This window comes from Agrobacterium sp. SORGH_AS 787 (assembly GCF_030819035.1).
GTDB lineage: Bacteria > Pseudomonadota > Alphaproteobacteria > Rhizobiales > Rhizobiaceae > Agrobacterium > Agrobacterium larrymoorei_B.
Window position 1 is genome coordinate 654,168 of record NZ_JAUTBG010000001.1, and the last position, 25,323, is coordinate 679,490.

Here is a 25,323-nt window from a genome sequence, read left to right on the forward strand (position 1 = left end):
AGGTCCACTATAATAGGGTTTTTTACTCGTCATCCAAGGAACTTTACCATTTTATATCAATGATTTAACTGGATTTCATCTCAAATCAAACACTGACGGTCTGGCCCCGCTCTGCCGCTCTCTCCATCACGCGAACATGATACTGCACGACCTGCTTGGAAACCTGTAATCGCCGGGCAATGTCAGCTTTGCGGAAGCCTTCCCGAAGAAGGTTGCCGATCTGGCGGCGCAAAGGAAGAACGCGGGCTTCGGTCACGGTTTTGAAGTCGTCGTCGCGTGTGAAGCGGAAGTGGCCCCGAGCGGTGCGCTGCCATTCCTCGTATCTCCTGCGCTCCTCGACCTCCTGCTTCTCCAACTCGTAGGCACGGCATGGGGACGACAGTGATCTTCGTACGCTGCGTAATGAGAGCCCCATCACTGCCGCGATTTCCTCCCGTGAGTACCCGCGATCAGCCAATACGAGGCAGCCCTTGTGGTGGAACTCGGCAGCCTCCTCGCGGGCTATCGTCGCATTTCGCGTCCGTGATGCGGCTGGCGCATTTGCCGTCATTGGCTCGCCCGCAGCGAGGCACCGCGCTCCGCCATAACCGTGTCTGTGCGCTTGGATTTCCCACGATGCAGCACGATGTTTTCCGGGCGAAGGTCAAGCGTATCGCCGTTGACGTACCGGACTACTGACTGTGGTCGCGCTTCACAAATGATACGGGCGGGCATAACTGCCGCGTTTCTGCCCCGGCGAATGGGAACACAGGTGCGGACGTAACGCTTACCGCAGCCGTTCGTGTCCAAGTACCAGACGCCAGTCGCTCCGCTTTCCCGAACTCGATTGAAGTCGCTCACTGTGACGAGCGCATACTGCCGTCCGTGCTTGTCCAGCGGGACGCGGTAGCAAGCTCGCCCGTGCTGATCGTGAAACATGATCGGCTCATGCCGGAAGGGGTTCAGAGCTTTTAGGCTCATGTGGATTGGTCTCCTATTCCATGGTTGAAAAACAGCCGCCATCCGTCGCGCAACGGTTGGTGCAACTTACGGAGTGGCGATTGTGTTTGAGGGGGGATCAGGTGCTGTCTATTCCATGCCTGATAACTGATAGATGGACGAAGGAAGGCAAATGGAGAAGGGCGTGAAACCGACGGCAGGAAAGTCCTTAACTAGGGTGTAATCCGGCGCCCCGCTCCTGCGTCAGGCGGGCGATCTTCACCTGCATGATTTCCATCGCCTGTGGTCAGCGAGTGCGTTCATATCTGTTCTCCAAAATCAAAACCCCCGGTGGTGAACCGAGGGTTTGGAGAAAATGGGCGTCTTGACTAAGCGATGATCGGGTGAGGCGTTCCGTCACCAGAACGTTGCGAAGAACTGGGCTCCGCAACCCCGCTAAGTATGTCGAGGCACATCGCTTCCGGGCTATTCGCCGGTAGTCCAAGCAATTCATTCGTTTGCATCAGCTTGGCAACAGCAAACGTGAACGGCACTCGCACTTCCTTCGATTTCGGATCGACTCCTGATGCCAAAAGACCCGCAAGCTGGAACGCTTGATCCATCGCCTCAATCGCGGCTCGAAGGGCATGGCTGGCAGGAACGCTGATGGGTTCTGCTACCCGCTCCATCTCAATTATGGCGTCCACAAAGAGAGAGAGGCTGGTGGGCTTCGCTTGGCTTATTCGCATGTCTCAAACTCCTATGCTTAGTTATGGAGCGGCAAATTACAGATAATTTTAATGTTTAAAATCAATATCTTGTCCCATTACCGGGAGGTTCCCCATAGTGGGAATGAAGTACGTAAAATCGTCCCATTACCGAAACACGAGAGAGACCTTGCGGTTGAGGCCCTTGAGCTTTGCAACGAAGATCGTCAGTTCCCATTATCGGGAGCAAATGGACAGAATGTCGCAGCAAAGAAATCTGCCAGCACCGCCCCTACGCGGTTGACAGCGGCGCTCGATTCACGGAACGTTTAAAGAACAAGCTGGAGGTGGCGATGACCTACCATATCGAATCAACACACGCCGAAGCACTTGAACGCCTAGATGCCGACATATCAGAAATGAATGCGGGCCGCCTCCGGCATTACCGAGAGGGGCCAGACGGGTGGCTGAATGTAGACGACACAGCGAGGATGATTGAAGTCGCACAAGCGGAGAGGAAGCTACGGGTTTCCCTCGCCCTCCTCTCGCATTGAATTGGCTAGGCTCCGGCCTTACTCGTCCTCCCGGCCTCTTTCAGGATGCTGAACACACTCGACCTGCTAGCCTTGGTGGCAGCCATGATCTCCGGAACAGACTTTCCTTCATCCCGTAGCTGAATGATCCTCTGTGCCTCTTTCCGGGCCGTTGGTGCGCGTCCCTTGTACATTCCCTTGGCCTTGGCGTCGGCAATGCCTTCTCGCTGGCGTTCCAGCATCAACTCCCGCTCGAATTCCGCAATGGACCCCAAGAGGTTCAGCATGAGCTTTCCCGTGGGTGTCGAAGTGTCGAGGTTCATGGCGAGAATACGGAGGCTTACGCGCTTGGCTGTTAGGGTGCCGACAATTGCCACCAAATCAGCGACCGAACGGGCAAGACGGTCAAGCTTGGTGACAATGAAAGTGTCGCCTTCCCGGAGGTGGTCCAGCGCCCTTTGAAGCTCCGGTCTCTTGGCGTCCTTCGCTGATGTCTGTTCGCTGAATACCCTGTCGCATCCTACGGCCTCTAGGTCTCGGACCTGCGCGGCAAGTCCTGCCTTCTGATCTGTGGTCGAGGTGCGGGCATATCCGACAAGCTGTCCGCGATAGCTGGTATTCGTCATGTGTGCCTCCATAGTCCAAATAGATTCTTAAATCCTCTCGGACAAATAGTCCAAAAAGTCAACAACCATTCGTGTTGGACTATTGAGGAGCAATGACGAGCAGTCCAGCTAGCCCAAGCCCTGTTGGACTACCTGCGTCGCCATTTCCGCTGCACCCATCCGACGACAACACCGCATATCCAGAATGCCACCCCTGCAAGCAACAGCGTCGTCACATCCCTGACATCATTTGCTCGAAAGCCCCCGCGCCCTCCCTTCAAGGCAAAGGCAAGTCCATTGAACAGGAACCAAAAGCCCATTGGGACGGCGAATATCAGAGCGGCAAGCATGGTCCCCATCAAGCCCGAAGCGTTGCGCCACCCTTCAAGCCCCAACAGGTATCCCCCGAAGGCCGCAGCACTTATCAACAGCAAGACGTAGAGTTCCATGCGCCCCCCTATGGGCGACCCCCACGGGGGGTAATGCGGCTCATCACCTGTCGAGGTCGATGCTTCGGATTTTTCTGTCAAATTTGAAACTCCCCACTTATGCCACGAAAGCGCATTAGGCGAACATCAGGTGGAAGGATCACAATGGACTTTATGAAACCTGAGACGCGTAGCGCGCTGATGGCTCAAATTCGAAGCAAGAACACCAAGCCCGAGATGCTGGTTAGGCGCCTCGTTCATGGGATGGGCTTGCGCTACCGTCTGCACCGTAAGGACCTGCCCGGAAAGCCTGATATTGTCCTGCCAAAGTGGAAGGCCGTGATCTTCGTCAACGGTTGCTTCTGGCATCAGCATCCCAGTGACACTTGTAGAGCGTCAGCCATTCCCACGAGCCGGAGAGAATATTGGGTCCCTAAGCTGGCGCGTACTGTGGCCCGTGATGCTGAAAACGTGGCCGCACTTGAGGCTCTTGGGTGGCGCGTCCTTGTTCTCTGGGAATGTGAGCTTCGAGACGAGGGAGCTCTCAAAGCAGATATCGAGTCTTTCTTGCGGGTGCATCAGACCTTGCCCGAAACTTGATCCCCTAACGCAATGACTTGTGATGTGTTTCCGTGAGGGGTTCACAAAGGGAGTCCGCTCGTTTACGCTCGGGGCTTCTTCGTTCTTAGGAAGGTATCATGAAGGTAGTGTCACTTTTCTCCGGCGCGGGCGGGCTCGATCTAGGCCTGATCCAAGCCGGTCATAAAGTGGTGTGGGCAAACGACTTCGATAAGGATGCCGTCGCCACGTACTCCCGCAACATTGGCGACCATATCGCGCTTGGCGACATTTGCAGCATACCGTCCTCAACAATACCGGACGCCGACGTTGTGGTCGGGGGCTTCCCCTGCCAAGGCTTCTCACAGGCGAATATGCTTCGCTTCGAAGAGGATGAGCGTAACCGGCTCTATTTGGAATTCCTTCGGGTCGTACGCGATAAGCAGCCCAAGTACTTTCTCGCTGAAAACGTGAGGGGCATACTCAGCCTTGCGGGCGGTCGTGCAATCGAGAAAATCGAACGCGACTTCGCTGCCGCTGGCTACCGGGTGTCCAAGCGCCTCTTCAACGTGGCGGATTATGGCGTTCCTCAAGCCCGCCAGCGCGTCATTATCGCGGGAGTGCGAGACGATCTCCCCCGCAGCAGTGACTTTGTTTTCCCCGCGCCAACCCACGCGGACCCCCGCCGCAAAGACAAGCGGCTTCGGAATTGGGTCACGATCAGGGAGGCACTTGCTCACATCCCGGAGCCATCTTCGAGCGAAATCCTGCCAAATCACGTCTTCTCAAAGTACAAGGTTACAAACCGGAATTTCACGGGCCATCGGACTACCGATCCTGACAAGCCATCTCCGACAATCTTGGCTCGTGGCAATGGCGGAGGAGGAGTGTGCGCTATTCAGCACCCAAACAATCACAGACGCATGTCAATTCGTGAGCAAGCTTCTATTCAGACATTTCCGTTAGACTTTGAGTTTGTCGGCGCGATGAACTCGTGTTACAGGCAGGTCGGGAATGCCGTTCCTGTTTTGTTCGGTAAGGTGCTTGGCGCTCAGTTGCTGGAAGCCGCACCTCTAAAGGAAGTTGCTTGATGCGCGTGGTTTCTCTTTTCTCTGGGGCTGGAGGTCTCGACTTGGGTCTCGTTCAAGCAGGATTACAGGTTGTCTGGGCCAACGACATCTTTACCGACGCAGTGCGGACCTATGAGAAAAACATCGGCGCACATGTCGATGAACGCGATATCACCTCCATCCCCGGAGATGAGATACCAGATTGTGACGTGGTTGTTGGAGGCTTCCCATGCCAAGGCTTCTCGGTGGCCAATTGGGCGAGGTCGCTAGAAGACCCGCGTAATCAACTCTATAAACAGATGGTGCGGGTCGTGGCTGAAAAGCGCCCCCGGTTCTTTGTCGGAGAGAACGTCAAAGGACTCGCGTCCTTTGCAAAAGGCGAAGTCCTAAAGACGATTATCACGGAGTTTGCTGCTCTAGGCTACAAGGTGCGGCATCAGCTTATTAACGCGGCAGACTATGGAGTGCCCCAAGCTCGAAAGCGTCTACTGATCCTTGGGGTCCGTGGCGATCTTTCTGACGATTTTGTCTTTCCTCCTCCTGCCACACATGGGGACCCGGCGATTTCTCGCGCGGCGGGCGTGAAACCATGGCTCTCAGTCGGAAAGGCGCTGGCACACTTCCCGGAGCCGGAAGATGCCCCTCATATTCCTAACCATGAATGTTCGAAGTACAAGTTGCGCTTCAATGGTCACCTTGGGCACCGCCGGATTGACCCGACGAAACCCGCACCGACTGTCACTGCGAGAGGCGACGAAAGGGGCGGTGTTGTGGTGCTTCATCATCCTCGTAACCACCGGCGAATGACGGCACGCGAATTAGCTGCCGTTCAGTCGTTTCCCGATACCTTTGAATTTCATGGCACGAAGACCTCCGCTTATCGCCAGATCGCCAATGCGGTGCCGCCTCTTTTGGGGAGGGCTATCGGCAGCATGTTGAAGAAGGCAGAGTTGGCTCAAGCCGGTCATGAGCGATCGGACGTGGCATGATACCTCCCGTCAAGCCCTTCGACACTTACAAGTGGCGCTGGCTGTCTGTCGCACCTTCCGAAGGGCTGCTTGAGGCCCCCGTCTTCCTCGGTGTGCTTCGGGCTCTTTCGAGGCATGAGAATGAGGCCCCGTCGAGCGAGCAAGTAGCAAAAGACCTTGCGAAAGTTCAGGCAGACACCAAGACGGATATTGACCTTGGCCGAACAGCTGATCGGAATCTTATAAGGAACTCTGGACAGTACTGGAAAGGAACAGGGCTTCTCAAGCCAACGCGGGGCATCATTCAGCTGACTGATCTCGGAAAGCAGGTGTCGAGCGGGCGGATAACGCAAGGCGAGTTCGCTGCGCTGATGGTCCAGCAAACCGTCCTTCCGAACCCAGAAATCCATTCCGCTGCCGAAGTGGCGAAGTGGAGAGCAGCAGGGTTACAGATCAAACCGCTACAGTTGATCCTTGAGGTCATAAATACCATAGGACAGACAGCGGGTATCGCCGAAGCGTTTCTGACTCCTAACGAGCTAATCAAGGTCGTGATCCCCTTGGCAGGGGCCAAGGAAACCGTGGCGAACATGGTGACCTACGTGCTGCGCTATCGCCATAAGGGGCCTGTCATCATCGCTGGCTGGCCCGATTGCACTCCCGCCGCCAACGATCACCGCCTCGCAAGGGAGTTCCTGCTCTTCCTTGCTAATTTCGACATTCTGAGGCGAGACTACTCGACGGACGGCTATGATCAGCGCTTCATTCTGGACGAACTGTTCGAGGCAAATGCGGTTAATGTTCCAGCGACAACCTCAATCTTTGCGGGTCCTGTAAATGCGCAGAAAGCGCTTGAAGAGGTTCAGCATTCAGAGCTGCCTTCCATCATCGAACGCCAGAAGGCGACGGCGCAGGTAGTTGTTCGAAAGGGGCAAGCGAAGTTCCGCTCTTCCGTCCTTGATGCGTATGCAAGCAAATGTGTAGTCACCGGGGAGGAACTTCCGCAGGTGCTAGAAGCCGCTCACATTGTCCCGGTAACAAATGGCGGTGCTGATAGCCGCGACAACAGCTTTTGCCTTCGGGTTGATATCCATCGACTTTATGACGGCCAGCATATCCGCATACTAGGCAATGGAGAATTGGCCTTAACAGACAAAGTGCTGCAAAGCGTAAATTACAAGACGTTGCCGAAGTCCATAGCGATACCCGCCTTTGTCAATCCAGCCAATGTGACGTGGCGGAATAGCTATCTCTAACGGCTACGCCGCCTTCTCCTGGCTGGCCTCTTCGCTGGTCGTGGGAAGCTTCACAGCATCCACACAAGCCCGCAATTGTTGCCACGCCGGTCCCTCAGAATAGACGCTGAGCGTAATCGACTTACGGCCCTCCTCGTGGCCCACGACGGAAGAAATCGTGCTTTCAGGGATTCCAGCCCGCTCCGCCTGAGTGACGAACCAACGGCGGAAGGAGTGGAAGTTGACCAAACTCCTCCGGCGCCCCGGTGCAACGTCATCAACGCCGAGTTTCTGGCGATACTGACGAAACCGCTTGCCGAACACGTCGCCCGCGTTTTTCTCATCCGCCAGTTCATGGAATAACCAGTCTTGAGGCTGCTTGTCCTTGATTCGGCGCTGGATGATCGCGATCAGGTCCGGATGAATGGGGACGCGCCGCGCTGCCGCTGCCGTCTTGCCCTGCCGGATATCGAAGTATCCGCCCCCCTTCTCGTCAATGGGGCACTCCTCAACCCAAAGAGTGACGACTTCCGCGAGACGCATCCCCGAGAGGGCGGATATGCGGATAGCGTCTAGCAACTGACTTTCGAATTTCCGGCTCATACGGTCGGGGAATGGCGAATAAAGGAGCGTCTTCATTTCTTGATTGGTAAATGGCCGCTCTTCCTTGTCGTCTCCACGCTCGACCCTTCGGCCTCTATCTGGCAAACGCTGTCCCTCCCATGGGTTCGCCCCGATCACATGGCCTCGGGCAATCAGGAAATCCCAATACAGCTTGACGCTGCCAACATGCTTCTTCGCGGTGCGGGTCGTTCAATGGCGCAATCGCCTCGGAGAAGTAGCGGCCAGCGTAGGCGCGGTCGATCTGGAGGAGCGACTTGCCTTGGAGCTTCGCCCATTCGGCAAAACGTTTGATGAGGTTCCGGCGCTCGTCCGTGGTCTTCGGGGCGAGGCGAGCTTCCTTGAGGTAGGCTTCCATGTAGTGATCCACGTCAACCCTTCCTTGGACAAGGTTGAGGAAACGGTCTCTATCCCGCTCGCCATAGCGGCACTCAATCTGCTCGGCCTCCGCCTCAATGAACTCGCGAGGATCGGCAACCTCATGGTCCTCAACGTCATTCCGGTCGCGGCCCGTGATTTTGGCCGTCCAGCCGTGAGGATCGCGCTTAGCTTCTTCGGCTTCTCTCGCCCACGTCTCGGCTCGCTCTTGTATCGTGTCTGTCGCTGGAGCCACTGATCGACCCTCCCGTGCATCGCGAAAGAGCCTGTCGGTTTGCCGCTTGATCTCATCACGGCGTTGCATGGCTGCACGAATGTCGCCTGTTTCGAGGTTCACGAGGTAAGCGCTTTTGCCCCCAAACCGGGGGCGGATTGCGTGGGGAATGTCGCGCTTGAACCAGTATTTCAGGCCGCGCAAATCGAGGTAGCGGCGGGAGCTTCTTGACATTTCAGACCAATCATTCAGACCAAGATTGATCGCTATTTAACATTCATTATCAGGTATTTCAACCACATATGACTGATTGGTGGAGCCCCCGCTTAGCTCCACCAAATTTTCCAATGCTTGGTAAAATCTCCCTAGAATCAACGGTTTCGGCTAGGCCTGCATTTCCCTCAGAGCACCGTTGCGATTTCTCTTGCTATTCCCCCGCAAACAGCGACTACTTCCTCTTCTGAAGAGGAGATTCCCATGGCTAAGGGTCAAGTAAGAAGCAACAAGGAAATCCGCAAACCGAAGAAGGACAAGGCACCACCGCCTGCTGCTCCTACTTTGGGTGCGAAGGCCGTAGAGGCCAGCAAGCAGAAGAAGCCGCAGTGATTCTTCGCTTCTCCATATACAGCGCGGGTTTCAAAGGACTTTCGAGACCCGCTAGCTGGCTGGAGCATCTAAAGCTGGCATCGAATGGAAACCACCGCTTCGCTGCCGGACCCAATACGCTTTAAACTCTATTGGGTTTGAAGGCGGGTGACTATGCGGAAAGGCAGAATGAGAGGGCGGCTGGGATTCGTCTGCATAGTTCTCCTCTGTGCGGCGATAGTCTTCGTGATTAACTTGCTCCACACGGTAAGCTTGCTTCCAAGCGGAGAGCGAGCACAGGGAACATATTCAGAAAGAACGCCGGCTGAGCAATCTGAGTTGGACGAAAGGCTGCATATAGCGCGAGAGGAGGCGCGTAAGGCCGCCGACGAAGCCCTTCAGGCTGTAGAGGGCAAGGCTACCCCGCAAAACGGCCGCAGGGGAACGACCCTAAGCCAGCCATGAAAAACAAGATAGTGTGCCTCGGGTAGTCCGTAAGTCACGTACACCATGTCTGGCGTTCAGGATATGGACGCTGTCACGATATCGTATAGGTGCCGAACCTTATTCCTCGTCCCCATCATCCCCCGAAAGATGATTGCGCGTCGACTGCTTTACCTGTCCCACATGCGTGATCAGGCCCGAAATCACGATGGGATCGACGTCCGCCATCATGTCCTTCAGCCAGCCGTCATGGGCCTTTGCCATGGCGTCGAAGGTGGTGCGACCCTTGTCGGTGAGATAGGCGACGATGACGCGGCGGTCGTCGGGGAGGCGTTCGCGGATGACGAGGCCATCGGCCTCCAGGCGCTCGACCAGGCCGGTGATATTGCCGTTGGTGACCATGGTTCGCTTGGAGAGTTCGCCAAGCCGCAGGCCGTCGGTTTCGCGGTAAAGCTGCGAGAGGAGATCGAACTGCGGCAGCGTCGCGCCGAATTCGCGACGCAGGCGGCGGCGGATTTCCTGGGAGATGAGTTTGGTCGTGGACAGCAGACGCAACCACAGGCGCAGTTCCTGCTTCTTGCCATCTTGTGTACCGCTGATGATCGCTTCTAGATCGATTGCCGACATAACCCATCCCTTGTCTTGAAATGTGCCGTGATCTCTGAAGTTCGGATCATGCCCTTCAAGTTTCTTGTTTTAACGCATGTCAAAACGGCAAAACCCTTGCCTGATTTTCACGCTCCATGCTCTTATTAGTAGTCTCAAACACCATTCGCCGCGCAGGGTCAACATTCTCAAAGCTTCAAGCAATGTTTCCGGTGCGGCAGGCGGGCCTTTGTCCCGGCTTGAGGGTTCTCAAATTGGCATCGATCCGTGATCGCCACCGCCGCTGAAATATGCATACACAGATTTGAAAATATCTCGAGAGCTGCGAGAGTTCATCGCGTGCGATCCGCAACCACCGCTATGTCCTTCATAGCGCTTGATCTCAGTGCAAAGCAGTGCCATTCGAACTCTATCCGAAAAACAATTTAAGCTTAAACAAAATTCTTGCATATCCATATTTTTGGTCATAGGTTTTTCCCATTATCGCATCTGCTTCTTCCAGCAGCGCTGACGAAGCAGGAACAGACGGTTCAAAATAAGGGGAACTTGAATGACCGACGCTTCGACGATTGCAGGGCTTGCCAGCGGGTTGCTCTCCGGCAAGGTGAAGGTGGTGGATCTGACCGCGCCGCTTGGGCCGGACACGCCGGTTCTTTACCTGCCGCCACAGTTCGGCAAGAACACGCCCAACGTCAAAGTCCACACCATTTCCGCCTATGATCAGGACGGTCCGTTCTGGGCCTGGAACTGGCTGGAGCTTGGCGAACATACCGGCACCCATTTCGATGCGCCGTGCCACTGGATTACCGGCAAGGACAATGCCGAAAACACGACCGACACCATTCCGCCGCAGAACTTCGTCGCGCCCGTCAACGTCATCGACCGCTCGAAGGAAGCAGCCGAAAACCCGGATTATCTGCTGACTGTCGAAAGCATTCAGGAATGGGAAGCCGAGCATGGCGCAATCGAGCCCGGCACCTGGGTGCTGCTGCGCACCGATTGGTACAAGCGCAACGGCTCGACGGAAACCTTCCTGAACGCCGATGAGAACGGTCCGCATTCCCCAGGCCCAACCGCCGAAGCTATCGACTATCTACTCTCCAAAGGCATCATCGGCTGGGGTCAGGAAACCATCGGCACGGATGCAGGCTCCGCTGGCGGCATGAACCCGCCCTTCCCTGCTCATAATCTGATGCACAAGGCCAACAAATACGGTCTTGCTAGCCTCTGCCATCTCGATCAGCTGCCACCCAAAGGCGCGATCCTGATTGCGGCACCGCTGAAGCTGGTCAAGGGAACCGGTTCGCCGGTACGGGCGCTGGCGCTCGTCGTTTAAGCCAGCCTGTCATGGCTTTGTCTGTCGGTCGGAGACGTGGCTCACGCCTCCGTATCGCCCCATCATGAAGATGCGCTTCGCTTCTCCCGGAGTTTCCCATGGCTGATCCTGATTACATCATCGTCGGAAGCGGCATCAATGCGTTGGTGGCTGCGGCTCTCCTCGGTAAGAAAGGCAAACGCGTCTTGCTGCTCGAGAGAAACGATCGCATCGGCGGCTGCCTTCGGACCGAAGAGATCACTCTTCCAGGCTTCAGTCACGATGTCATGGCGACGACCATGGTTCTGTTCCTCACCTCACCGGCCTTTGCCGCTCTCGGCAAGGATCTGGAGGCGAGAGGGTTGGAATTCTGCCATACGGCAACACCAACCGGTGTGCTGCGACCAGATGGCACCCATGCCATCCTCTCCATGGATCGCGCCCGCAACATCACCCATTTTGACGCGATCGCCGAGGGAGACGGCAAGGCGTTCGACCGGGAGATGGGACGCTTCGCCGGCAATGCCAGTTTCGTCTTCGGCCTGCTCGGCGGCAATCTCTGGTCCACGGCGACAGCCAAGCTGCTCGGTCGCGAAGTGTGGAAACGCGGCCTGAAGGGGCTGACCGCGTTTTTCGGCGAGGCCTTGGCGCCCGCACGCGGTTATCTTGAAACCACCTATCGCTCGGAAGAACTGCGCGGGCTGTTCGCCCCCTGGGCGCTGCATTGCGGCCTTGGGCCGGAAAGCGCCTATTCCGCCGAGATGACCCGCGTCATCGGCTTTGCCATTGAGGCGGCTGGTTGTCCCATCGTCAAAGGTGGGGCGGATAATCTGCTCATAGCCTTCGAGCGGCTGATCACAGATCAGGGTGGCAGCATCATGCGCAACGCCGATGTGAACCATATCGATGTCGATGCCTCTGGCAAGGCAGCCGGCGTCACGCTTGCTGATGGGAAACAATTGCGGGCAGTCCAGGGCGTCATCGCATCGGTCACGCCACACCAGCTTTATGAGCGGCTGCTCAGCGCGTCGTCTACCAGCCTGCCGCAGCCGGTGCAGGAAGGACTTGCCAGCTATCGATATGGCAAAGGCAATATGCAGATCCATTATGCGCTGAAGGCAGCACCCCGCTGGCGCGCCGGGGAAGAACTGAGCAAGGTGGCGTTGTTGCATCTCACACCCGGTCTCGATGGCGTGTCCCGCTCCGCCAACGAGGCCGAACGTGGGCTTCTGCCTGCAGAGCCGACGGTCTGCGTCGGTCAGCCGACATCGCTCGATCCCAGCCGCGCGCCGGATGGCGCCGCCATTTTATGGCTGCAAGTGCCGGATACGCCGCGTCACATCAAGGGCGATGCGGCGAGTGAATTGGCCTGCCCCGCTGACGGACGCTGGACGGAGCCGCTGCGAGAGGCCTTTGCCGACCGCATCGAGGCGATGCTGCGCGCGCAGATCGAGAATTTCGACGAGATCGTGCTGAAGCGTCGGGCGTATGCCCCATCAGACCTGGAAGCGATGAACATGAACCTCGTTGGCGGCGATCCTTATGGCGGTTTCTGCGGTCTCGACCAATTCTTTCTCTGGCGTCCGTTCAAAAGCTCGGTTAACCACAAGACCCATGTTGCGGGGCTCTATCATATCGGAGCGTCCACGCATCCAGGCCCGGGTCTTGCAGGTGGTTCCGGTTTCCTGCTTGCCTCTTCTTTGCGTTGATAAAGGGATCAAAGCTCATGGATAACGGCTTTTCCGTCGAGTTCCTCGGAAATCCCGACGACCAGACCAAACGCATTCCCAGCCTCGGCGAGATCGGGCTCAACAATTTTGCGCCCTATATCATGAACCGCATCATGGCGCGCTGGAATGCGAACCTCGCCGAAGATCTGAAGGCGCGCGACGTCACCACCGTGAAGATGCGCGCCCTTGCCGTTCTCAACGTCTCATCGTCGCTCACCATCAACGAGCTTTCCGTCTTCGCCGTCACCGAGCAATCGACCATGAGCCGAACGCTGGATTCGCTTGAGGAACAGGGACTCGTACGCCGCGTGCCGCGTGCCGATGACATGCGGGTGCGCGATGTGACAATCACCGATGAGGGCCGCGCCGTTTTCGAAGATGTCTGGCCGATCATGTACAACGACATGTGCCGGATGTTCAAAGACATCGACGACGAGGAATATCGCGCTTTCGTGACGACCCTGCACAAGATCCTGCGCAATATCCGTCGTCACGATATTTGAAGCTTCCTTCACAGGATCGGGTAAAGACCAATCACGCTCGTCCCTGGTTGTCTGCACTGAACCCTAAGCCGCTATCGGTGTTTAATCGACACCGCTAACTTGGTTGAGGATGAGCAGATGAAGATAGACCACTTTACCCTGGCACCAAGCGACTGGGTTCCCAATCATCCAACCTTGCCCGTTCTCCTCTATAGCCAGATCCGGGCCGATATGGACTCATCGGCTTTTGAGGAGATGTTTGACGACAATGGCTGGACCGGTATCTGGCGAAACGGCGTCTTCGCCTATCATCACTATCATAGCGGTGCCCATGAAGTTCTGGGTGTGGGACGGGGCCAGGCGAAGCTGCAAATCGGCGGGCCGGATGGAAAGATACTGGATGTGAGCCAAGGCGACTGCCTGCTTCTGCCTGCGGGAACCGGGCATAAGCGGCTGGAAAGCTCAGGCGATTTTCAGGTGGTTGGCGCTTACCCTCCGGGGCAGGAGGCAGACATTCAGCGCGATGCGCCGAGCAATGAGATGCTGGCGCTGATCAAATCTCTTCCTATTCCCGAAACCGATCCGGTCCTGAAAACATCCGGCGGCTTGGTCGAGTTCTGGCGTTAGGCGACAACAACGAGCACCGGTGGTGAGGCCTCTGTCTTGAAATGACGAGGCCTCCCCGCTTTTTACATTATGAAAGCAGCGGCACCAGTGCGCTGACGCTCTGCTTCGCGTCACCGTAGAACATCCGGGTATTCTCCTTGAAGAATAGCGGGTTCTCGATGCCGGAATAGCCTGTGCCCTGGCCGCGCTTGGAGACGAAGACCTGCTTTGCCTTCCACACTTCCAGCACTGGCATGCCGGCGATCGGGGAATTCGGGTCCTCCTGTGCTGCCGGGTTGACGATGTCGTTGGAGCCGATGACGATGACGACATCGGTGCTGGGGAAATCGTCGTTGATCTCGTCCATTTCCAGGACGATATCGTAAGGCACCTTGGCCTCCGCCAGCAGCACGTTCATGTGGCCGGGCAAGCGGCCTGCCACCGGATGGATGGCGAAACGCACGGTCTTGCCGGCTGCGCGAAGCTTGCGCGTCAGCTCCGAAACCGCCGCCTGGGCCTGCGCCACCGCCATGCCATAGCCCGGCACGATGACGACGCTATCGGCATCGTTCAGCGCCGCGGCAACGCCTTCGGCATCGATCGCCACCTGTTCGCCACTGATCTCCATTGCCGGACCAGCAGTGCCGCCAAAACCGCCGAGGATGACCGAAATGAAGGAGCGGTTCATCGCCTTGCACATGATGTAGGACAGGATCGCACCCGACGAGCCCACCAGCGCGCCGGTGACGATCAGCAGATCGTTGCCCAGCGTAAAGCCGATTGCCGCGGCCGCCCAGCCAGAATAGCTGTTGAGCATTGAAACCACGACCGGCATATCGGCGCCGCCAATGCCCATGATGAGGTGATAGCCGATGAAGAAGGCTAGCAGTGTCATCAGCACCAGCGTCCAGGCACCCGCACCATTGCAATAGAGGATAAGCAACAGGATGGATGCAGCAGCCGCTGCGGCGTTGAGAAGATGTCCGCCCGGAAGCTTCTTTGCCTTGCCATCCACCTTGCCGGCCAGCTTGCCGAAGGCGACGACCGAGCCGGTAAAGGTCACGGCACCGATGAAGACGCCGAGAAATACCTCGACCTTCATGATTGCCAGTTCCACCGGCGTCTTGTGCGCCAGAAGTGCGGCGAACCCGGTCAGCGCCGAGCGCGCCGCCTCATCGAGAGAAGCGACATGCGCTTCTTCGATATGGGCGTTGAAGCCGATAAAGACGGCTGCGAGGCCGACGAAGGAATGGAGCGCCGCCACGAGCTGCGGCATTTCCGTCATCTGCACGCGGCTTGCCACGAAATGGCCGAGAACCGCCCCGCCTGCCAGCATCACCAGCACGATGAACCAATGGCCGACATCCGGCCCGAAGACCGTGGCAATGATGGCAAGCGCCATGCCGGTGATGCCGTACCAGACGGCGCGCTTGGCGCTTTCCTGACCGGAGAGACCGCCAAGCGACAGGATGAAAAGAACCGCTGCGGCAACATAGGCCGCCGAAACAATACCAAGTGTCATGATTATCCCCTCCCCCGGCTCAAGACTTCTGGAACATGGCAAGCATGCGCCGTGTCACGAGGAAGCCACCCACGATGTTGATCGTCGCGATCAGCACCGAGAGTGCCGCCAGAATGACGACGAGCCAGTTGCTCGAACCGACCTGCAGCAACGCTCCCAGGATGACGATGCCCGATACGGCATTTGTCACGGCCATCAGTGGCGTGTGGAGAGAGTGGCTGACATTCCAGATAACCTGGAAGCCGATGAAGCAGGCCAGAACGAAGACGATGAAGTGGCTCATGAAGCTCGCAGGCGCGTAAGTGCCGACGAGAAGAAGCAGTGCCGTGCCCACAGGCAGAAGAGCGACCTGATTTCTGGTCTGCGTCTTGAACAGCTTGATTTCCTGCGCCCGCTTTTCCGCAGGCGTCAGTTCCTTGGCTTTCTCCTTCGGCTTTTGCGCCGCAATAGCCTGGATCTTGGGTGGCGGTGGCGGATAGGTGATCTCGCCCTGATAGGCAACCGTCGCACCACGGATGACATCGTCTTCCATATTGTGCACGACCTGCCCGTCCTTGCCCGGCGTCAGATCGGCCATCATGTGACGGATGTTGGTGGCATAGAGCGTCGAGGCCTGTGCGGCCATGCGGCTTGGGAAATCCGTATAGCCGATGACGATCACGCCATTGTCCGAAACGATGCGCTGGTCCGGAACGGTCAGGTCGCAATTGCCGCCGCGTTCCGCGGCAAGATCGACGATGACGGAGGCCGGCTTCATCGCCGCAACCATATCGGCCAGCCACAGCTTCGGTGCATCGCGACCCGGGATCAGCGCCGTGGTGATGACGATGTCGATCTGCGGCGCAAGCTCGCGGAATTTCTCCAGTTGCTTTTCGCGGAATTCCGGCGACGACGGAGCGGCATAGCCGCCGGTCGCAGCGCCATCCTGCTGTTCGGCAAAATCGAGATAGACGAATTCGGCGCCCATGGACTCGATCTGCTCTGCCACTTCCGGGCGCACATCGAAGGCATAGGTGATCGCGCCAAGCGATGTGGCAGTGCCGATCGCAGCAAGACCGGCAACGCCCGCACCGATGATCAGAACCTTGGCAGGCGGCACCTTACCGGCGGCGGTCACCTGTCCCGTAAAGAAGCGGCCGAAATTATTACCCGCCTCGATCACGGCACGGTAGCCGGCAATGTTTGCCATGGAAGACAAAGCATCCATCTTCTGGGCGCGGGAAATGCGCGGCACCATATCCATGGCGATGACGGCGGCACCCTTGTCCTTTGCCTGCTGCAGAAGAGCCTGGTTCTGCGCCGGGTAGAAGAAGGAAATCAGCGTCTTGTCTGGCGAAAGACGATCGATCTCGGAGGCTTCCGGTGGACGGACTTTGGCGATGATATCGGAACCGATGTAAAGCGCGTCTGCGCTTTCCACCACTGTTACGCCCGCTGCCCGATAGGCTTCGTCGGAGAAACCGGCAGATTTGCCAGCCCCGGTTTCGATGAGGCATTCATAGCCCAATTTCTGCAAGGCCTGAGCGCTCTCCGGCGTCATCGCAACGCGCGCTTCGCTCTCATAGATTTCCTTCGGTGCACCTAGTCTCAAAAGTCCCTCCCTTAAACTCGAAACACTGCAATAACGTCGTCTCATATCGACCACGGCATCGGTCCGAAAATCCAAGTCGATTTTCGGATAGCACGACGCGTAGGGTCTAAATACAAAGCACCCTTCGTACGCCCCAACGGACTTAAGACGCTCTCGTCGATCACGGTATTAACACAGTCGCGAGTGCCGCCAAGGCCGCTACAGCCGCAAATATGTAAAAGTTCCACTCCGGCGCAAGATTTGTACTGGCTATCAAGCCGCCGAGCAGCGGGCCTGTCAGCGCGCCGATACGGGAGAAACTGAGCGCAAAACCCGTACCCGCCGAACGGATTGTAGGATCAAGCCGTTGCGCCAGAAACCCGGTGAGAATGAGCGAAGCTGAGACCGTACCGAAACCGGCGATGGCGACGAAGACATAGTTCAGAAGAATGGAACTCTTGAAGGTGAGTGCCGCAATTCCGATGGCGCCGACCAGATAGGAGAGCGCAACCGTGCGCTTGATCCCGAACCTGTCCGCCCAGGTGCCGAGCACGATGCCGCCAATGGCCGAACTGAGGCTGAAGACCGCGAGGAACAGCAGGCTGTCGCCCAGATCGTAGCCATTCTTGCGCATGATCTGCGGTAGCCACTGCGCAAGACCGTAAACGAGAAGAAGACCGAGAAACAGACCGACCCAGAAGCATATTGTCTCGAACGCCTTGTCACGGGCGAAGATAGTTTTCAAAACAGCCGACCACCCCGGACCTTTTGCACTTTTCTGGACGGTCTTCGGAACGGCAACACCCATACGCTTGGCTGTTTCAGCCGCTTCCCTCTGCTTGCCGCGCAGGACAAGGCTTTCAATCGATTCCGGCAGCAGGAAATAGAAAACCGGCACGACGAGAAGTGGTGCGGCACCAAAGAGCACGATCAACCGCCATCCATACTCTGCCAGAAAGCCCCGGCTGAAGAGCGCTGCTGCTAGGATGCCGAGCGAGTAGCCGGAATACATCAGGCCGTAATTGAAGCTTTTGCGGCTTTTGGGCGAGTACTCCACCGTAAGCGCCGCTGCGACGGGTATGATGCCGCCAAGGCCAAGACCGGCGACGAACCGGCTGACCGCAAACCAGAACGGTGTGGGCGCCAGAGAGGTCAAGATCATGCAGGCGGCAAACAGGCTGAGGCATCCCATGAAGAGCGGCTTGCGGCCATAAATTTCGCTGAGCGTGCCAATAACGATACCGCCGATCAGCATACCGATCACGGTATAGCTTCCCATCGCGCCCAGTTCGAGCGGCGTCAGTTTCCAGGCGGGGTCCGTCGCCAGGGCTGGCAGAATGGCGCCAAGAACGCCGACATCATAGCCTTCGGCAAAGATTGCGAACCAGCAGAGCGCCACCACCAAGAAGCTTTTGTGCGATGAGATTTCAGCAGATTTTGCTACAGCATGAGACGGTAATTCGATTGACTGTGTCATGACAAAGTTCCCCCTTGTGTGCGAGACCGAGTCCCGCACATTCGACACGAAGTGAAATGGTGAGATGAGGACGGTCCTCCCCGTTCAGGGCGCCGCCGTTCTTATCGTTGTGATCTCGTAGCCGACACTTAGAGCGTCGCCACGGTCTTCAATGCACCATCCAGCGCGATTCCCTGCTCATCCAGAAGTGCCGCCTGACGCAAACGGCGCATCCAGGCAGCGCCATCCTCACGATCTCGCAACAGGGGCAGCGCCGACATCACGCGATCGAATTTGGACAGGCCACGCGAATGGGTATCCGAGTAACCCTTCACCAGACGGCGGTTACCAAGGACTTCCACAGCGAGATCGTAATTGGCCGGTAGAATTTCTTCCGCTTTTTGAATCCAGGCGTCGCGGTGGGCAACTTCGATATGGTGGCGCAAGCTGCCCCGGCGGAAGCGTCGCAAAGCGGACGTGACGTAAAGCCCGAGAAACCAGAACAAAGTGCCGGTCTTCACCCGGCGCCCCTTGTCTATGCGGCGATTGAGGAAAGCGAAGAGTTTCGGGCTGGTCTCGATCCACTGGCCAAGCCCACGTGGAAGCGTGCCGCACACTTCTTCCATGCGCGGATGCATGTATTCCGTCGTGTAGAGCAGCTGATCGCCCTTGACGCCGACCTCCTTGCGCACGCGCTCGAAGCGGGCGGAACGCGTTTTCAGGTCCGCGACACGGATGACATCGTCATAGGACATGGCGACAGCCAGATATTTTGCGGCCTGAAGCGTGAAGGCATAGTCCTTGTCCGCCCCGCCATTCGCAGCATCGGCCTTGTGGAGCGAGGCAACGAGGCTCAGATACTCATCCGCGTAGGCCGGATCCTGAAACTCCGTCAGCTTCTTCACACCGGCATAGAGCATGGAATGCGCATTTCTCGGAAACTCCGTGCGAATGCGGCCAATGAGTTTATCCAGTGCGGGATGCCCAACGGAAGCGGGTAGCTCTTCCAGCTTCTTGGCGGGCGTGGCGGAAAGCTTGTCATTCTCGCCCTTGGTCGCCCGCTCGTAAGCGGCGCTGAAGGCGCGAAGGCTGGCCTCGATCCCCTTACCGCCCGATTTGATCGTTGCTTCAAAGATATCCTTGGAGAAGGGCAGCGCTTTAGAGGCCGCCAGCGCACCGAAAAGTGCAGAGGACACCACGCTTCCATTCTTGACCGCGAGCGTATCCATGTCGAAAGCAATCGTCTTCTTGGCAGCGAAATCGGTCGCATCGACCACGACGGTTGGATTGCCGATGCCATCGCCCGGCTTTTCCTTTTCACCAACCGCATAAGAGCGATGAGTGGAAGCGATCAGAAGCGTCTTGTCCGGCGTGACGAGGCCGCGAATGACCGAGCGGCCGGCCTCCATCAATTCCGCGGCGATGACGATATCGACGTCGCCGGGTGTCGGCATCAGCGAGAGGATCGGCTTTTCACCCTCGCGTGCTTTCAGCAGTTCGAGATAATAGATGGTTGCGCCCGTGCGCTGGGCGACACCGGGGACAGACGTCGTCTGCGCAACCCATCCCTGGCCTTCGGCTAGCGATATGATCCAGTCCGCCAGAACCCCGCCGCCCTGGCCACCCATAGCAAGGATGGCAATCGAAAGGGGCTTATCAGCAGAAAGGACGGACGAAAACTGTGTTTGCAAGCTATCCATGATCATCTCTCCTCCTTAGGCCGGAAACAGAACGCGCGACGCGTTCCTGCGCTTTTGCAGCCATTGAATGACCGCGGAGCGCAGGCGATAGAGAAACCTGTCTGTCTTCGTCGGATTGTGGATCACGTCGGCCCGATAGAAGGATGGGCAGAGAACGGCAGCTTCCGAGACTTCACCGCAATTGCCGCAACCGACACAGGAGTTATCGATCGCAGCCACCGGATCGTCCTTCAGCGGATCGTCGGTGTGCTTGACCGAAAGCGACGGACAGCCGGATAGACGGATGCAGGCGTGATCGCCGGTGCAAACATCCTCATCCACACCGAAGCGTTCCTTCACCATGCGCTTGCCGTCCTTGACCGCCTTGGCGAATTGCGGCTTCACGCGGCGCTGCTTGTTCAGCATGCATTCCGAGGAAGCGACAATGATCTTTGGACCCTTCTCGTCCGTCGTTAGCGCTTCTTTCAATGTGTCGCGCATCTTCGCCACGTCATAGGTGCGGTCGATCTGCTTGACCCAGGTCGCGCCGATGCCCTTCACCGCTTTGACAATCGAATTGTTGGTCTTGCGGTTGGGATTGTCGGCGCGTGACGACAGGACATCCTGCCCGCCAGTGGCGGAGGCATAGTAATTATCGACGATGATCGTCACGCCATCCTGCTTGTTGAAGACGGCGTTACCGACGGAAGTTGCAAGACCATTGTGCCAGAAGCCGCCATCGCCCATGACCGCAATCGAACGCTTGTCGGCCTCCACATTGAAGGCGGAGGCCGACGCCGGACCAAGGCCGTAGCCCATCGTCGTGCCACCAATATTGAAGGGCGGCAGGATGGAAAAGAGATGACAGCCGATATCGGCAGACACGTGATGGGGCCCCAGTTCCTTTTCGACCAGTTTCATCGCCGCGAAGATAGGCCGCTCGGGACAGCCGGTGCAGAAACCAGCCGGACGCGCGGGTACGACTTCGGCCAGCGCCTTCACCTTAGGGTCGCTCAACACGGCGGAAGGATCTGGAACCGGCGGTCGGTTGCCGAGAAGCTGCGGCGCATTGACCTCCAGAAAACCGGTCAGACCCTTGATCAGCACCGGCGTCGTATACTCGCCACCCATGGGCAGCAGATCCTTGCCGGACACTTTCGTCTGGATGTCGCGGCGGCGAATCAATGTGTGGAGCGCCTGCTCGATATATTCCGGCGCGCCCTCTTCCACCATCAGCACCGCCTTTTTGCCGGCGGCAAACGCGATGATTTCGTCGTCGATCAACGGGTAGGAGACATTCATGACGTAAAGCGGAATGCGGCTGTTGCCATAGACATCGGCGAGGCCGAGATGCTGAAGCGCCCGCATGGTGCTGTTGTAAAGGCCACCTTGGAGGATCAGACCAACTTCACCTTCGGAGGGACCGAAAAATTCGTTCAACGCGTTCGTCTTCACGAACTCGACTGCCGCTGGCCAACGACGCTCCAGCTTGTCTTTTTCATGCTGGAAGGACGCAGGCGGCAGAACGATGCGATTAAGATCGCGCACCGGATTTTCGAGTGCCTGTTTCAGCGTGTAGGCCGGGCGCTTGTTGTCCTTGGCAACGAACTGGCCGTGAACATGACAGCTACGGATGCCAACCTGCAGCATGACCGGCGTGCTGGAGGCTTCGGAAAGCTCGAAGCCTTTTTCGACCGCATCGACGATCGAGGTCAAATTTGGACGCGGTGTCAAAAGCCACATCTGCGATTTCATCGCAAAGGCATGGCTGCGCTCCTGCATGATCGAGGAGCCTTCGCCGTAATCCTCACCAATGATGACGAGAGCGCCACCTGTCACGCCACCCGATGAGAGGTTTGACAGCGCGTCCGAGGCAACGTTGGTTCCGGCTGTCGACTTCCACGTCACGGCGCCACGGACCGGATACATGACGGATGCGGAGAGCATGGCGGCGGCGGCTGCCTCTGAAGCCGAGGATTCGAAGTGAACGCCCAGTTCCTCCATCACATCCTTGGCGTCTGCCAGAACATCCATGAGATGGGAGATCGGCGATCCCTGATAGCCGCCGACATAGGACACGCCGGATTGCAGCAGCGCTTTGGTAATGGCGAGAATCCCTTCGCCGCTGAAGATTTCGCCTTCACCGAGCTTGAGATCTTCGACCTCACGCGCAAATGACCGTTCGGCCATGGTGGTTCCCCTTATGACTATTGCGCCTTTATATGCAAAATCATATTTCCACTTTTTGGCAGATGTCAACAGAGAAAGATTTAAACCTAAAATAACTACCAGACCTCGTCATTTGGCGCGCAAACTGCGTATTTTTGCATGAGAACGGACGAAACTCTTTATGCAGATGCACATTTCTTGCGCAAAAACTCGACTAGGCGCCACTTTCCAACCTCACTGCCTAAGGCCACTCATTACAGCACCTAGATTTATTTAGGCTTGAAGCATTTTGACTCGATCTGGCAGCGCGGATGAGACTTGCTCCGCTGCCGTTACAATGTGCTTCGTCATGAAGAGATCTTTGATCGACCACAGGGATCCGCGTGACGGACCACGTCAGGACCAGCCCCTGCTCCGTCGCAACGTTTGCGAAGGCGTTTCGCCATATCGTTCCCGATAGGCAATGGCGGCACGTCCGAGATGGCCGAGACCGGAGGCAAAGACGGCATCGGCAACACTGATATCGGCGGATGGCCTCAACAGGCTTTGCCGCAGAAGCTCAAGCCGGGCATCCTGCACCGCCTCCATCAATGTCTGCCCTTTGGCTTTGCGATAGCTGTCCTGAAGGGTGCGCAGAGGAACGCCGGCTGCCTCCGCAATATCGGCTGCCGTGATCGAACGCTCGGCATTCGTCCTGATATAGTCTTCGGCCCGTTGAACCGGCACAGGCCCAGCGCCTTGGTTCGATCGTTGAAGAAGGCCACTGCCGTTGTGGCGTAACCCGCTCAACAGCAGATTGACCAGCCCGTCCCGGAGCATAATCCGATAGGCCTCGGGAAAATGGCCGAGGTTCTTTGCGGCACCCGACATCAGCATGCTGTGCTGAAAGATCCCCTGACCGACACCGCCAGTCAAATCGATGGCAGGTTCGAACTCGATGCGGGCGCATCGAACATGCGCCAGAGTCTCGAAGTGGCTTTCGACGAGATCGCGCTCCAAGAGCACGATCAATTTTTCGCATCCCTCCGCCCAGCGCATGCGGGTGGACAGCGTTGGCGACAACAGTGTTGCAGTGCGCCCTTCTGCAACGTGGGTTTCCTTGTCTCCGCACCGAACAACGGCACTGCCCCTGACTGGAAGCTGCAAAAGAAAGAAGCGCGACAGTTCACCAGGATCGATCTCGACCGCTGATCCATAGGACACGACATTGATAGAGTGACCCGGCTCCTCGACCACATCGTGAACCGCGTGAAAATCGCTCTTCCACGTTCCTTCGGCCAGCAGAAAATGCGGGCAGAAGATCCGCCCGATCGCTTCTCGCGCCTCATCCACGTCATGGGTGTCCACCACAGGACGGGTTTCTGGCTGCCGCTTGCCGATATCGATCATCAGTCACTCGCCGAAATGACAAAAGTGAAGTTTCAGACCGCCTGTTGCCGAAACTGGATAAATCCCTGCGCAATCTGGATTGCCGATTGGACCTCTTCGCCGGAACATCATCGAAAGTTTAAACATAAAACGAATGCGAAATCCATTCGCAAAGGGAACAAAAACATGAGCAGCGAGGAATTCCGCGCCGGCATGCGTAAGCTGACCGGTGGCGTCACCATCATCACCTCCATGGATGCAGAGGGTAACCGCTGTGGGCTCACCGCCACTGCCGTCTGTTCGCTATCGACCGAGCCCCCTTCGCTTCTGGCCTGCGTCAATCGCTCGAGTTCGGTTGCCGCCGTGGTGGAAGCAAGCGGCGTCTTCGCCGTCAACGTTCTGTCCCTCGATCAGCAGCCAGTGGCGGAAGTCTTTGCCGGACGGGCGGGCCTCGTGCGTGAGGAACGCTTTGCTGCGGGCGAGTGGATTAAAGGGATCATGACCGGCGCTCCGGTCCTGTCCCAGACCTGTGTGTCCTTCGAGTGCGAGATTGCCGAGGTCAAGGAATTCGGCACGCATCTGATCCTGATCGGCACCGTCGCCAAAACGCATTGCGCACCGGAAGACGACAATCCGCTGATCTACGGCAACGGCGCGTTTTTGACGGCAGCGGCTCCGCCGCAAGCTGCGGCCTGACATTCACACACCCTTTCTGCTGACACTTGCAAGGAGACGACCATGCGCGGACTTCAAGGGAAAACTGCGATCATTTCCGGCGGCGCAACACTGATTGGCGAAGGCATTGCCAAGGTGCTTGCCGGCTACGGCCTATCGGTGGTGATCGCCGACATCAACGAAGGGGCAGGCCAAGCCGCGGCGGAGCGCGCAGGCGAGAAGGTCCACTTCATCCGCACCGACATTACCAGCGATGCCGATATCGGCGCCCTCGTTGAGAAGACGATAGAGGCCACCGATCGCCTAGATTTCCTCGTCAATGTCGCCTGCACCTATCTGGACAACGGCGTCGAGACCACCCGCGCCGACTGGCTGAAGGCATTCGACATCAACGTCGTCGGCTCGATTGCGCTGATGCAGGCCGCCCACAAGCACCTTGCCAAGAACAAGGGCGCCATCGTCAATTTCGGCTCCATCTCGTCGCGCGTCGCGCAAACGGGGCGTTGGGTCTATCCGGTCTCCAAGGCCGCGATCCTGCAATTGACCCGCAACCAGGCGATGGACTTGGCCCCAGACGGTATTCGCGTCAACGCCGTGTCTCCCGGCTGGACCTGGAGCAATGTGATGGTCGAGCTGACAAAGAACACTCGTGAAAAGGCCGATCATGTCGCCAAGGATTTCCATCTGCTGGGACGCACCGGCAGCCCGGAAGAAGTGGCGGAAGCGGTAGCCTTCCTCCTCTCCGACAATGCGAGCTTCATTACCGGCACCGATATTCGCGTCGATGGTGGCTACACCGCCATGGGACCGGAACGCAACGAAGCGGCGATACCGCGCCTCATGGATTGAGCCGCGTTGAGATCAATAAACGGGAACATCAC

The 25,323-nt window shown here is 57.5% G+C and carries 26 protein-coding genes; 12 read left to right on the forward strand and 14 right to left on the reverse strand.

The window, feature by feature from the left end; genetic code table 11:
* Nucleotides 1-85: 85 nt before the first annotated feature.
* The 3 genes from QE435_RS02790 to QE435_RS02800 all read right to left on the reverse strand — a co-directional run bounded on the left by QE435_RS02790 (nt 86) and on the right by QE435_RS02800 (nt 1,667).
* Nucleotides 86-550, reverse strand: coding sequence for a hypothetical protein (locus QE435_RS02790; protein ID WP_349040160.1), 465 nt, complete (start codon nt 548-550; stop codon nt 86-88).
* The gene (locus tag QE435_RS02795; protein WP_349040161.1) at nt 547-960 is read right to left on the reverse strand and encodes a hypothetical protein; all 414 of its coding nucleotides are present in this window, start codon (nt 958-960) and stop codon (nt 547-549) included. The genes QE435_RS02790 and QE435_RS02795 overlap by 4 nt, the downstream gene beginning before the upstream one ends.
* A 347-nt stretch (nt 961-1,307) precedes the next feature.
* Nucleotides 1,308-1,667 (reverse strand): hypothetical protein, encoded by a 360-nt coding sequence (locus tag QE435_RS02800; protein ID WP_349040162.1) that lies wholly within the window; start codon nt 1,665-1,667, stop codon nt 1,308-1,310.
* Nucleotides 1,668-1,978: 311 nt separating this feature from the next.
* Here QE435_RS02800 and QE435_RS02805 point away from each other — a divergent pair, with 311 nt between their 5' ends.
* Nucleotides 1,979-2,179: a hypothetical protein gene (locus QE435_RS02805; protein ID WP_349040163.1), complete on the forward strand. Its 201-nt coding sequence runs from the start codon at nt 1,979-1,981 to the stop codon at nt 2,177-2,179.
* Nucleotides 2,180-2,184: 5 nt separating this feature from the next.
* Here QE435_RS02805 and QE435_RS02810 read toward each other — a convergent pair whose 3' ends face one another.
* Both QE435_RS02810 and QE435_RS02815 read right to left on the reverse strand, forming a co-directional pair.
* On the reverse strand, nt 2,185-2,784 hold the full coding sequence (locus tag QE435_RS02810; protein ID WP_349040164.1) for a recombinase family protein: 600 nt from the start codon (nt 2,782-2,784) through the stop codon (nt 2,185-2,187).
* Nucleotides 2,785-2,912: 128 nt separating this feature from the next.
* The gene (locus tag QE435_RS02815) at nt 2,913-3,212 is read right to left on the reverse strand and encodes a hypothetical protein (RefSeq protein WP_349040165.1); all 300 of its coding nucleotides are present in this window, start codon (nt 3,210-3,212) and stop codon (nt 2,913-2,915) included.
* A gap of 144 nt (nt 3,213-3,356) precedes the next feature.
* Here QE435_RS02815 and vsr point away from each other — a divergent pair, with 144 nt between their 5' ends.
* The 4 genes from vsr to QE435_RS02835 all read left to right on the forward strand — a co-directional run bounded on the left by vsr (nt 3,357) and on the right by QE435_RS02835 (nt 7,043).
* A complete protein-coding gene (vsr, locus tag QE435_RS02820; protein ID WP_349040166.1) occupies nt 3,357-3,791 on the forward strand; it encodes a DNA mismatch endonuclease Vsr in 435 nt (144 codons plus the stop codon).
* Between the two features lie 98 nt (nt 3,792-3,889).
* Nucleotides 3,890-4,840, forward strand: a complete 951-nt coding sequence (locus tag QE435_RS02825; protein ID WP_349040167.1) for a DNA cytosine methyltransferase — start codon at nt 3,890-3,892, stop codon at nt 4,838-4,840.
* Nucleotides 4,840-5,808, forward strand: a complete 969-nt coding sequence (locus QE435_RS02830; protein ID WP_349040168.1) for a DNA cytosine methyltransferase — start codon at nt 4,840-4,842, stop codon at nt 5,806-5,808. The genes QE435_RS02825 and QE435_RS02830 overlap by 1 nt, the downstream gene beginning before the upstream one ends.
* Nucleotides 5,805-7,043 carry an HNH endonuclease signature motif containing protein gene (locus QE435_RS02835; protein WP_349040169.1) on the forward strand — a complete coding sequence of 413 codons (1,239 nt, stop codon included), beginning with the start codon at nt 5,805-5,807 and terminating at the stop codon, nt 7,041-7,043. The genes QE435_RS02830 and QE435_RS02835 overlap by 4 nt, the downstream gene beginning before the upstream one ends.
* 3 nt (nt 7,044-7,046) lie before the next feature.
* Here the strand turns inward: QE435_RS02835 and QE435_RS02840 are convergent, their stop codons facing one another.
* A complete protein-coding gene (locus QE435_RS02840; RefSeq protein WP_349040170.1) occupies nt 7,047-7,730 on the reverse strand; it encodes a tyrosine-type recombinase/integrase in 684 nt (227 codons plus the stop codon).
* Nucleotides 7,720-8,469: a DUF6538 domain-containing protein gene (locus QE435_RS02845; RefSeq protein ID WP_349040171.1), complete on the reverse strand. Its 750-nt coding sequence runs from the start codon at nt 8,467-8,469 to the stop codon at nt 7,720-7,722. Before QE435_RS02845 ends, QE435_RS02840 begins: the two co-directional genes overlap by 11 nt.
* 243 nt (nt 8,470-8,712) lie before the next feature.
* Between QE435_RS02845 and QE435_RS02850 the strand changes: the two genes are divergently transcribed.
* Nucleotides 8,713-8,841: a hypothetical protein gene (locus QE435_RS02850; protein ID WP_306929610.1), complete on the forward strand. Its 129-nt coding sequence runs from the start codon at nt 8,713-8,715 to the stop codon at nt 8,839-8,841.
* Between the two features lie 543 nt (nt 8,842-9,384).
* Here QE435_RS02850 and QE435_RS02855 read toward each other — a convergent pair.
* Nucleotides 9,385-9,891 carry a MarR family transcriptional regulator gene (locus QE435_RS02855; RefSeq protein ID WP_306929608.1) on the reverse strand — a complete coding sequence of 169 codons (507 nt, stop codon included), beginning with the start codon at nt 9,889-9,891 and terminating at the stop codon, nt 9,385-9,387.
* 529 nt (nt 9,892-10,420) lie between these two features.
* On the opposite strand from QE435_RS02855, the gene QE435_RS02860 reads away from it, so the two are divergent.
* The 4 genes from QE435_RS02860 (at nt 10,421) to QE435_RS02875 (ending at nt 14,024) form a co-directional block, all read left to right on the forward strand.
* On the forward strand, nt 10,421-11,206 hold the full coding sequence (locus tag QE435_RS02860; RefSeq protein ID WP_349040172.1) for a cyclase family protein: 786 nt from the start codon (nt 10,421-10,423) through the stop codon (nt 11,204-11,206).
* Between the two features lie 98 nt (nt 11,207-11,304).
* Nucleotides 11,305-12,894 carry an NAD(P)/FAD-dependent oxidoreductase gene (locus tag QE435_RS02865; RefSeq protein ID WP_349040173.1) on the forward strand — a complete coding sequence of 530 codons (1,590 nt, stop codon included), beginning with the start codon at nt 11,305-11,307 and terminating at the stop codon, nt 12,892-12,894.
* Between the two features lie 17 nt (nt 12,895-12,911).
* Complete coding sequence (locus QE435_RS02870; protein WP_306929605.1) at nt 12,912-13,418, forward strand: MarR family transcriptional regulator; 507 nt, start codon at nt 12,912-12,914, stop codon at nt 13,416-13,418.
* A 117-nt stretch (nt 13,419-13,535) separates the two neighbouring features.
* Nucleotides 13,536-14,024: a cupin gene (locus QE435_RS02875; protein WP_349040174.1), complete on the forward strand. Its 489-nt coding sequence runs from the start codon at nt 13,536-13,538 to the stop codon at nt 14,022-14,024.
* Nucleotides 14,025-14,091: 67 nt separating this feature from the next.
* Here the strand turns inward: QE435_RS02875 and QE435_RS02880 are convergent, their stop codons facing one another.
* The 6 genes from QE435_RS02880 to QE435_RS02905 form a co-directional block, all read right to left on the reverse strand.
* A complete protein-coding gene (locus tag QE435_RS02880; RefSeq protein WP_349040175.1) occupies nt 14,092-15,525 on the reverse strand; it encodes an NAD(P)(+) transhydrogenase (Re/Si-specific) subunit beta in 1,434 nt (477 codons plus the stop codon).
* Nucleotides 15,526-15,544: 19 nt separating this feature from the next.
* Nucleotides 15,545-17,116 carry a Re/Si-specific NAD(P)(+) transhydrogenase subunit alpha gene (locus tag QE435_RS02885; RefSeq protein WP_349040176.1) on the reverse strand — a complete coding sequence of 524 codons (1,572 nt, stop codon included), beginning with the start codon at nt 17,114-17,116 and terminating at the stop codon, nt 15,545-15,547.
* A gap of 160 nt (nt 17,117-17,276) precedes the next feature.
* Nucleotides 17,277-18,572 (reverse strand): MFS transporter, encoded by a 1,296-nt coding sequence (locus QE435_RS02890; RefSeq protein WP_349040177.1) that lies wholly within the window; start codon nt 18,570-18,572, stop codon nt 17,277-17,279.
* 128 nt (nt 18,573-18,700) lie between these two features.
* Nucleotides 18,701-20,251: an indolepyruvate oxidoreductase subunit beta family protein gene (locus QE435_RS02895; protein ID WP_349040178.1), complete on the reverse strand. Its 1,551-nt coding sequence runs from the start codon at nt 20,249-20,251 to the stop codon at nt 18,701-18,703.
* Between the two features lie 15 nt (nt 20,252-20,266).
* Nucleotides 20,267-22,420: an indolepyruvate ferredoxin oxidoreductase subunit alpha gene (locus QE435_RS02900; protein WP_349040179.1), complete on the reverse strand. Its 2,154-nt coding sequence runs from the start codon at nt 22,418-22,420 to the stop codon at nt 20,267-20,269.
* A gap of 375 nt (nt 22,421-22,795) precedes the next feature.
* Nucleotides 22,796-23,788 carry an AraC family transcriptional regulator gene (locus tag QE435_RS02905; RefSeq protein WP_349040180.1) on the reverse strand — a complete coding sequence of 331 codons (993 nt, stop codon included), beginning with the start codon at nt 23,786-23,788 and terminating at the stop codon, nt 22,796-22,798.
* A gap of 165 nt (nt 23,789-23,953) precedes the next feature.
* Between QE435_RS02905 and QE435_RS02910 the strand changes: the two genes are divergently transcribed.
* On the forward strand, nt 23,954-24,463 hold the full coding sequence (locus tag QE435_RS02910; protein ID WP_306929592.1) for a flavin reductase family protein: 510 nt from the start codon (nt 23,954-23,956) through the stop codon (nt 24,461-24,463).
* 42 nt (nt 24,464-24,505) lie between these two features.
* Nucleotides 24,506-25,291, forward strand: a complete 786-nt coding sequence (locus QE435_RS02915; protein WP_349040181.1) for an SDR family oxidoreductase — start codon at nt 24,506-24,508, stop codon at nt 25,289-25,291.
* Nucleotides 25,292-25,323: the final 32 nt, after the last annotated feature.

Excerpts from the sequence above, each read along its gene's own strand:
- QE435_RS02850 (WP_306929610.1), top strand. The coding sequence starts at position 8,713 with ATGGCTAAGGGTCAAGTAAGAAGCAACAAGGAAATCCGCAAACCGAAG.
- QE435_RS02915 (WP_349040181.1), top strand. The coding sequence starts at position 24,506 with ATGCGCGGACTTCAAGGGAAAACTGCGATCATTTCCGGCGGCGCAACA.
- QE435_RS02865 (WP_349040173.1), top strand. The coding sequence starts at position 11,305 with ATGGCTGATCCTGATTACATCATCGTCGGAAGCGGCATCAATGCGTTG.
- QE435_RS02890 (WP_349040177.1), bottom strand. The coding sequence starts at position 18,572 with ATGACACAGTCAATCGAATTACCGTCTCATGCTGTAGCAAAATCTGCT.
- QE435_RS02905 (WP_349040180.1), bottom strand. The coding sequence starts at position 23,788 with ATGATCGATATCGGCAAGCGGCAGCCAGAAACCCGTCCTGTGGTGGAC.
- QE435_RS02910 (WP_306929592.1), top strand. The coding sequence starts at position 23,954 with ATGAGCAGCGAGGAATTCCGCGCCGGCATGCGTAAGCTGACCGGTGGC.
- QE435_RS02810 (WP_349040164.1), bottom strand. The coding sequence starts at position 2,784 with ATGACGAATACCAGCTATCGCGGACAGCTTGTCGGATATGCCCGCACC.
- QE435_RS02860 (WP_349040172.1), top strand. The coding sequence starts at position 10,421 with ATGACCGACGCTTCGACGATTGCAGGGCTTGCCAGCGGGTTGCTCTCC.
- QE435_RS02830 (WP_349040168.1), top strand. The coding sequence starts at position 4,840 with ATGCGCGTGGTTTCTCTTTTCTCTGGGGCTGGAGGTCTCGACTTGGGT.
- QE435_RS02800 (WP_349040162.1), bottom strand. The coding sequence starts at position 1,667 with ATGCGAATAAGCCAAGCGAAGCCCACCAGCCTCTCTCTCTTTGTGGAC.
- QE435_RS02900 (WP_349040179.1), bottom strand. The coding sequence starts at position 22,420 with ATGGCCGAACGGTCATTTGCGCGTGAGGTCGAAGATCTCAAGCTCGGT.
- QE435_RS02790 (WP_349040160.1), bottom strand. The coding sequence starts at position 550 with ATGACGGCAAATGCGCCAGCCGCATCACGGACGCGAAATGCGACGATA.
- QE435_RS02875 (WP_349040174.1), top strand. The coding sequence starts at position 13,536 with ATGAAGATAGACCACTTTACCCTGGCACCAAGCGACTGGGTTCCCAAT.
- QE435_RS02845 (WP_349040171.1), bottom strand. The coding sequence starts at position 8,469 with ATGTCAAGAAGCTCCCGCCGCTACCTCGATTTGCGCGGCCTGAAATAC.
- QE435_RS02825 (WP_349040167.1), top strand. The coding sequence starts at position 3,890 with ATGAAGGTAGTGTCACTTTTCTCCGGCGCGGGCGGGCTCGATCTAGGC.
- QE435_RS02870 (WP_306929605.1), top strand. The coding sequence starts at position 12,912 with ATGGATAACGGCTTTTCCGTCGAGTTCCTCGGAAATCCCGACGACCAG.
- QE435_RS02895 (WP_349040178.1), bottom strand. The coding sequence starts at position 20,251 with ATGGATAGCTTGCAAACACAGTTTTCGTCCGTCCTTTCTGCTGATAAG.
- QE435_RS02815 (WP_349040165.1), bottom strand. The coding sequence starts at position 3,212 with ATGGAACTCTACGTCTTGCTGTTGATAAGTGCTGCGGCCTTCGGGGGA.
- QE435_RS02835 (WP_349040169.1), top strand. The coding sequence starts at position 5,805 with ATGATACCTCCCGTCAAGCCCTTCGACACTTACAAGTGGCGCTGGCTG.
- vsr (WP_349040166.1), top strand. The coding sequence starts at position 3,357 with ATGGACTTTATGAAACCTGAGACGCGTAGCGCGCTGATGGCTCAAATT.
- QE435_RS02880 (WP_349040175.1), bottom strand. The coding sequence starts at position 15,525 with ATGACACTTGGTATTGTTTCGGCGGCCTATGTTGCCGCAGCGGTTCTT.
- QE435_RS02795 (WP_349040161.1), bottom strand. The coding sequence starts at position 960 with ATGAGCCTAAAAGCTCTGAACCCCTTCCGGCATGAGCCGATCATGTTT.
- QE435_RS02855 (WP_306929608.1), bottom strand. The coding sequence starts at position 9,891 with ATGTCGGCAATCGATCTAGAAGCGATCATCAGCGGTACACAAGATGGC.
- QE435_RS02805 (WP_349040163.1), top strand. The coding sequence starts at position 1,979 with ATGACCTACCATATCGAATCAACACACGCCGAAGCACTTGAACGCCTA.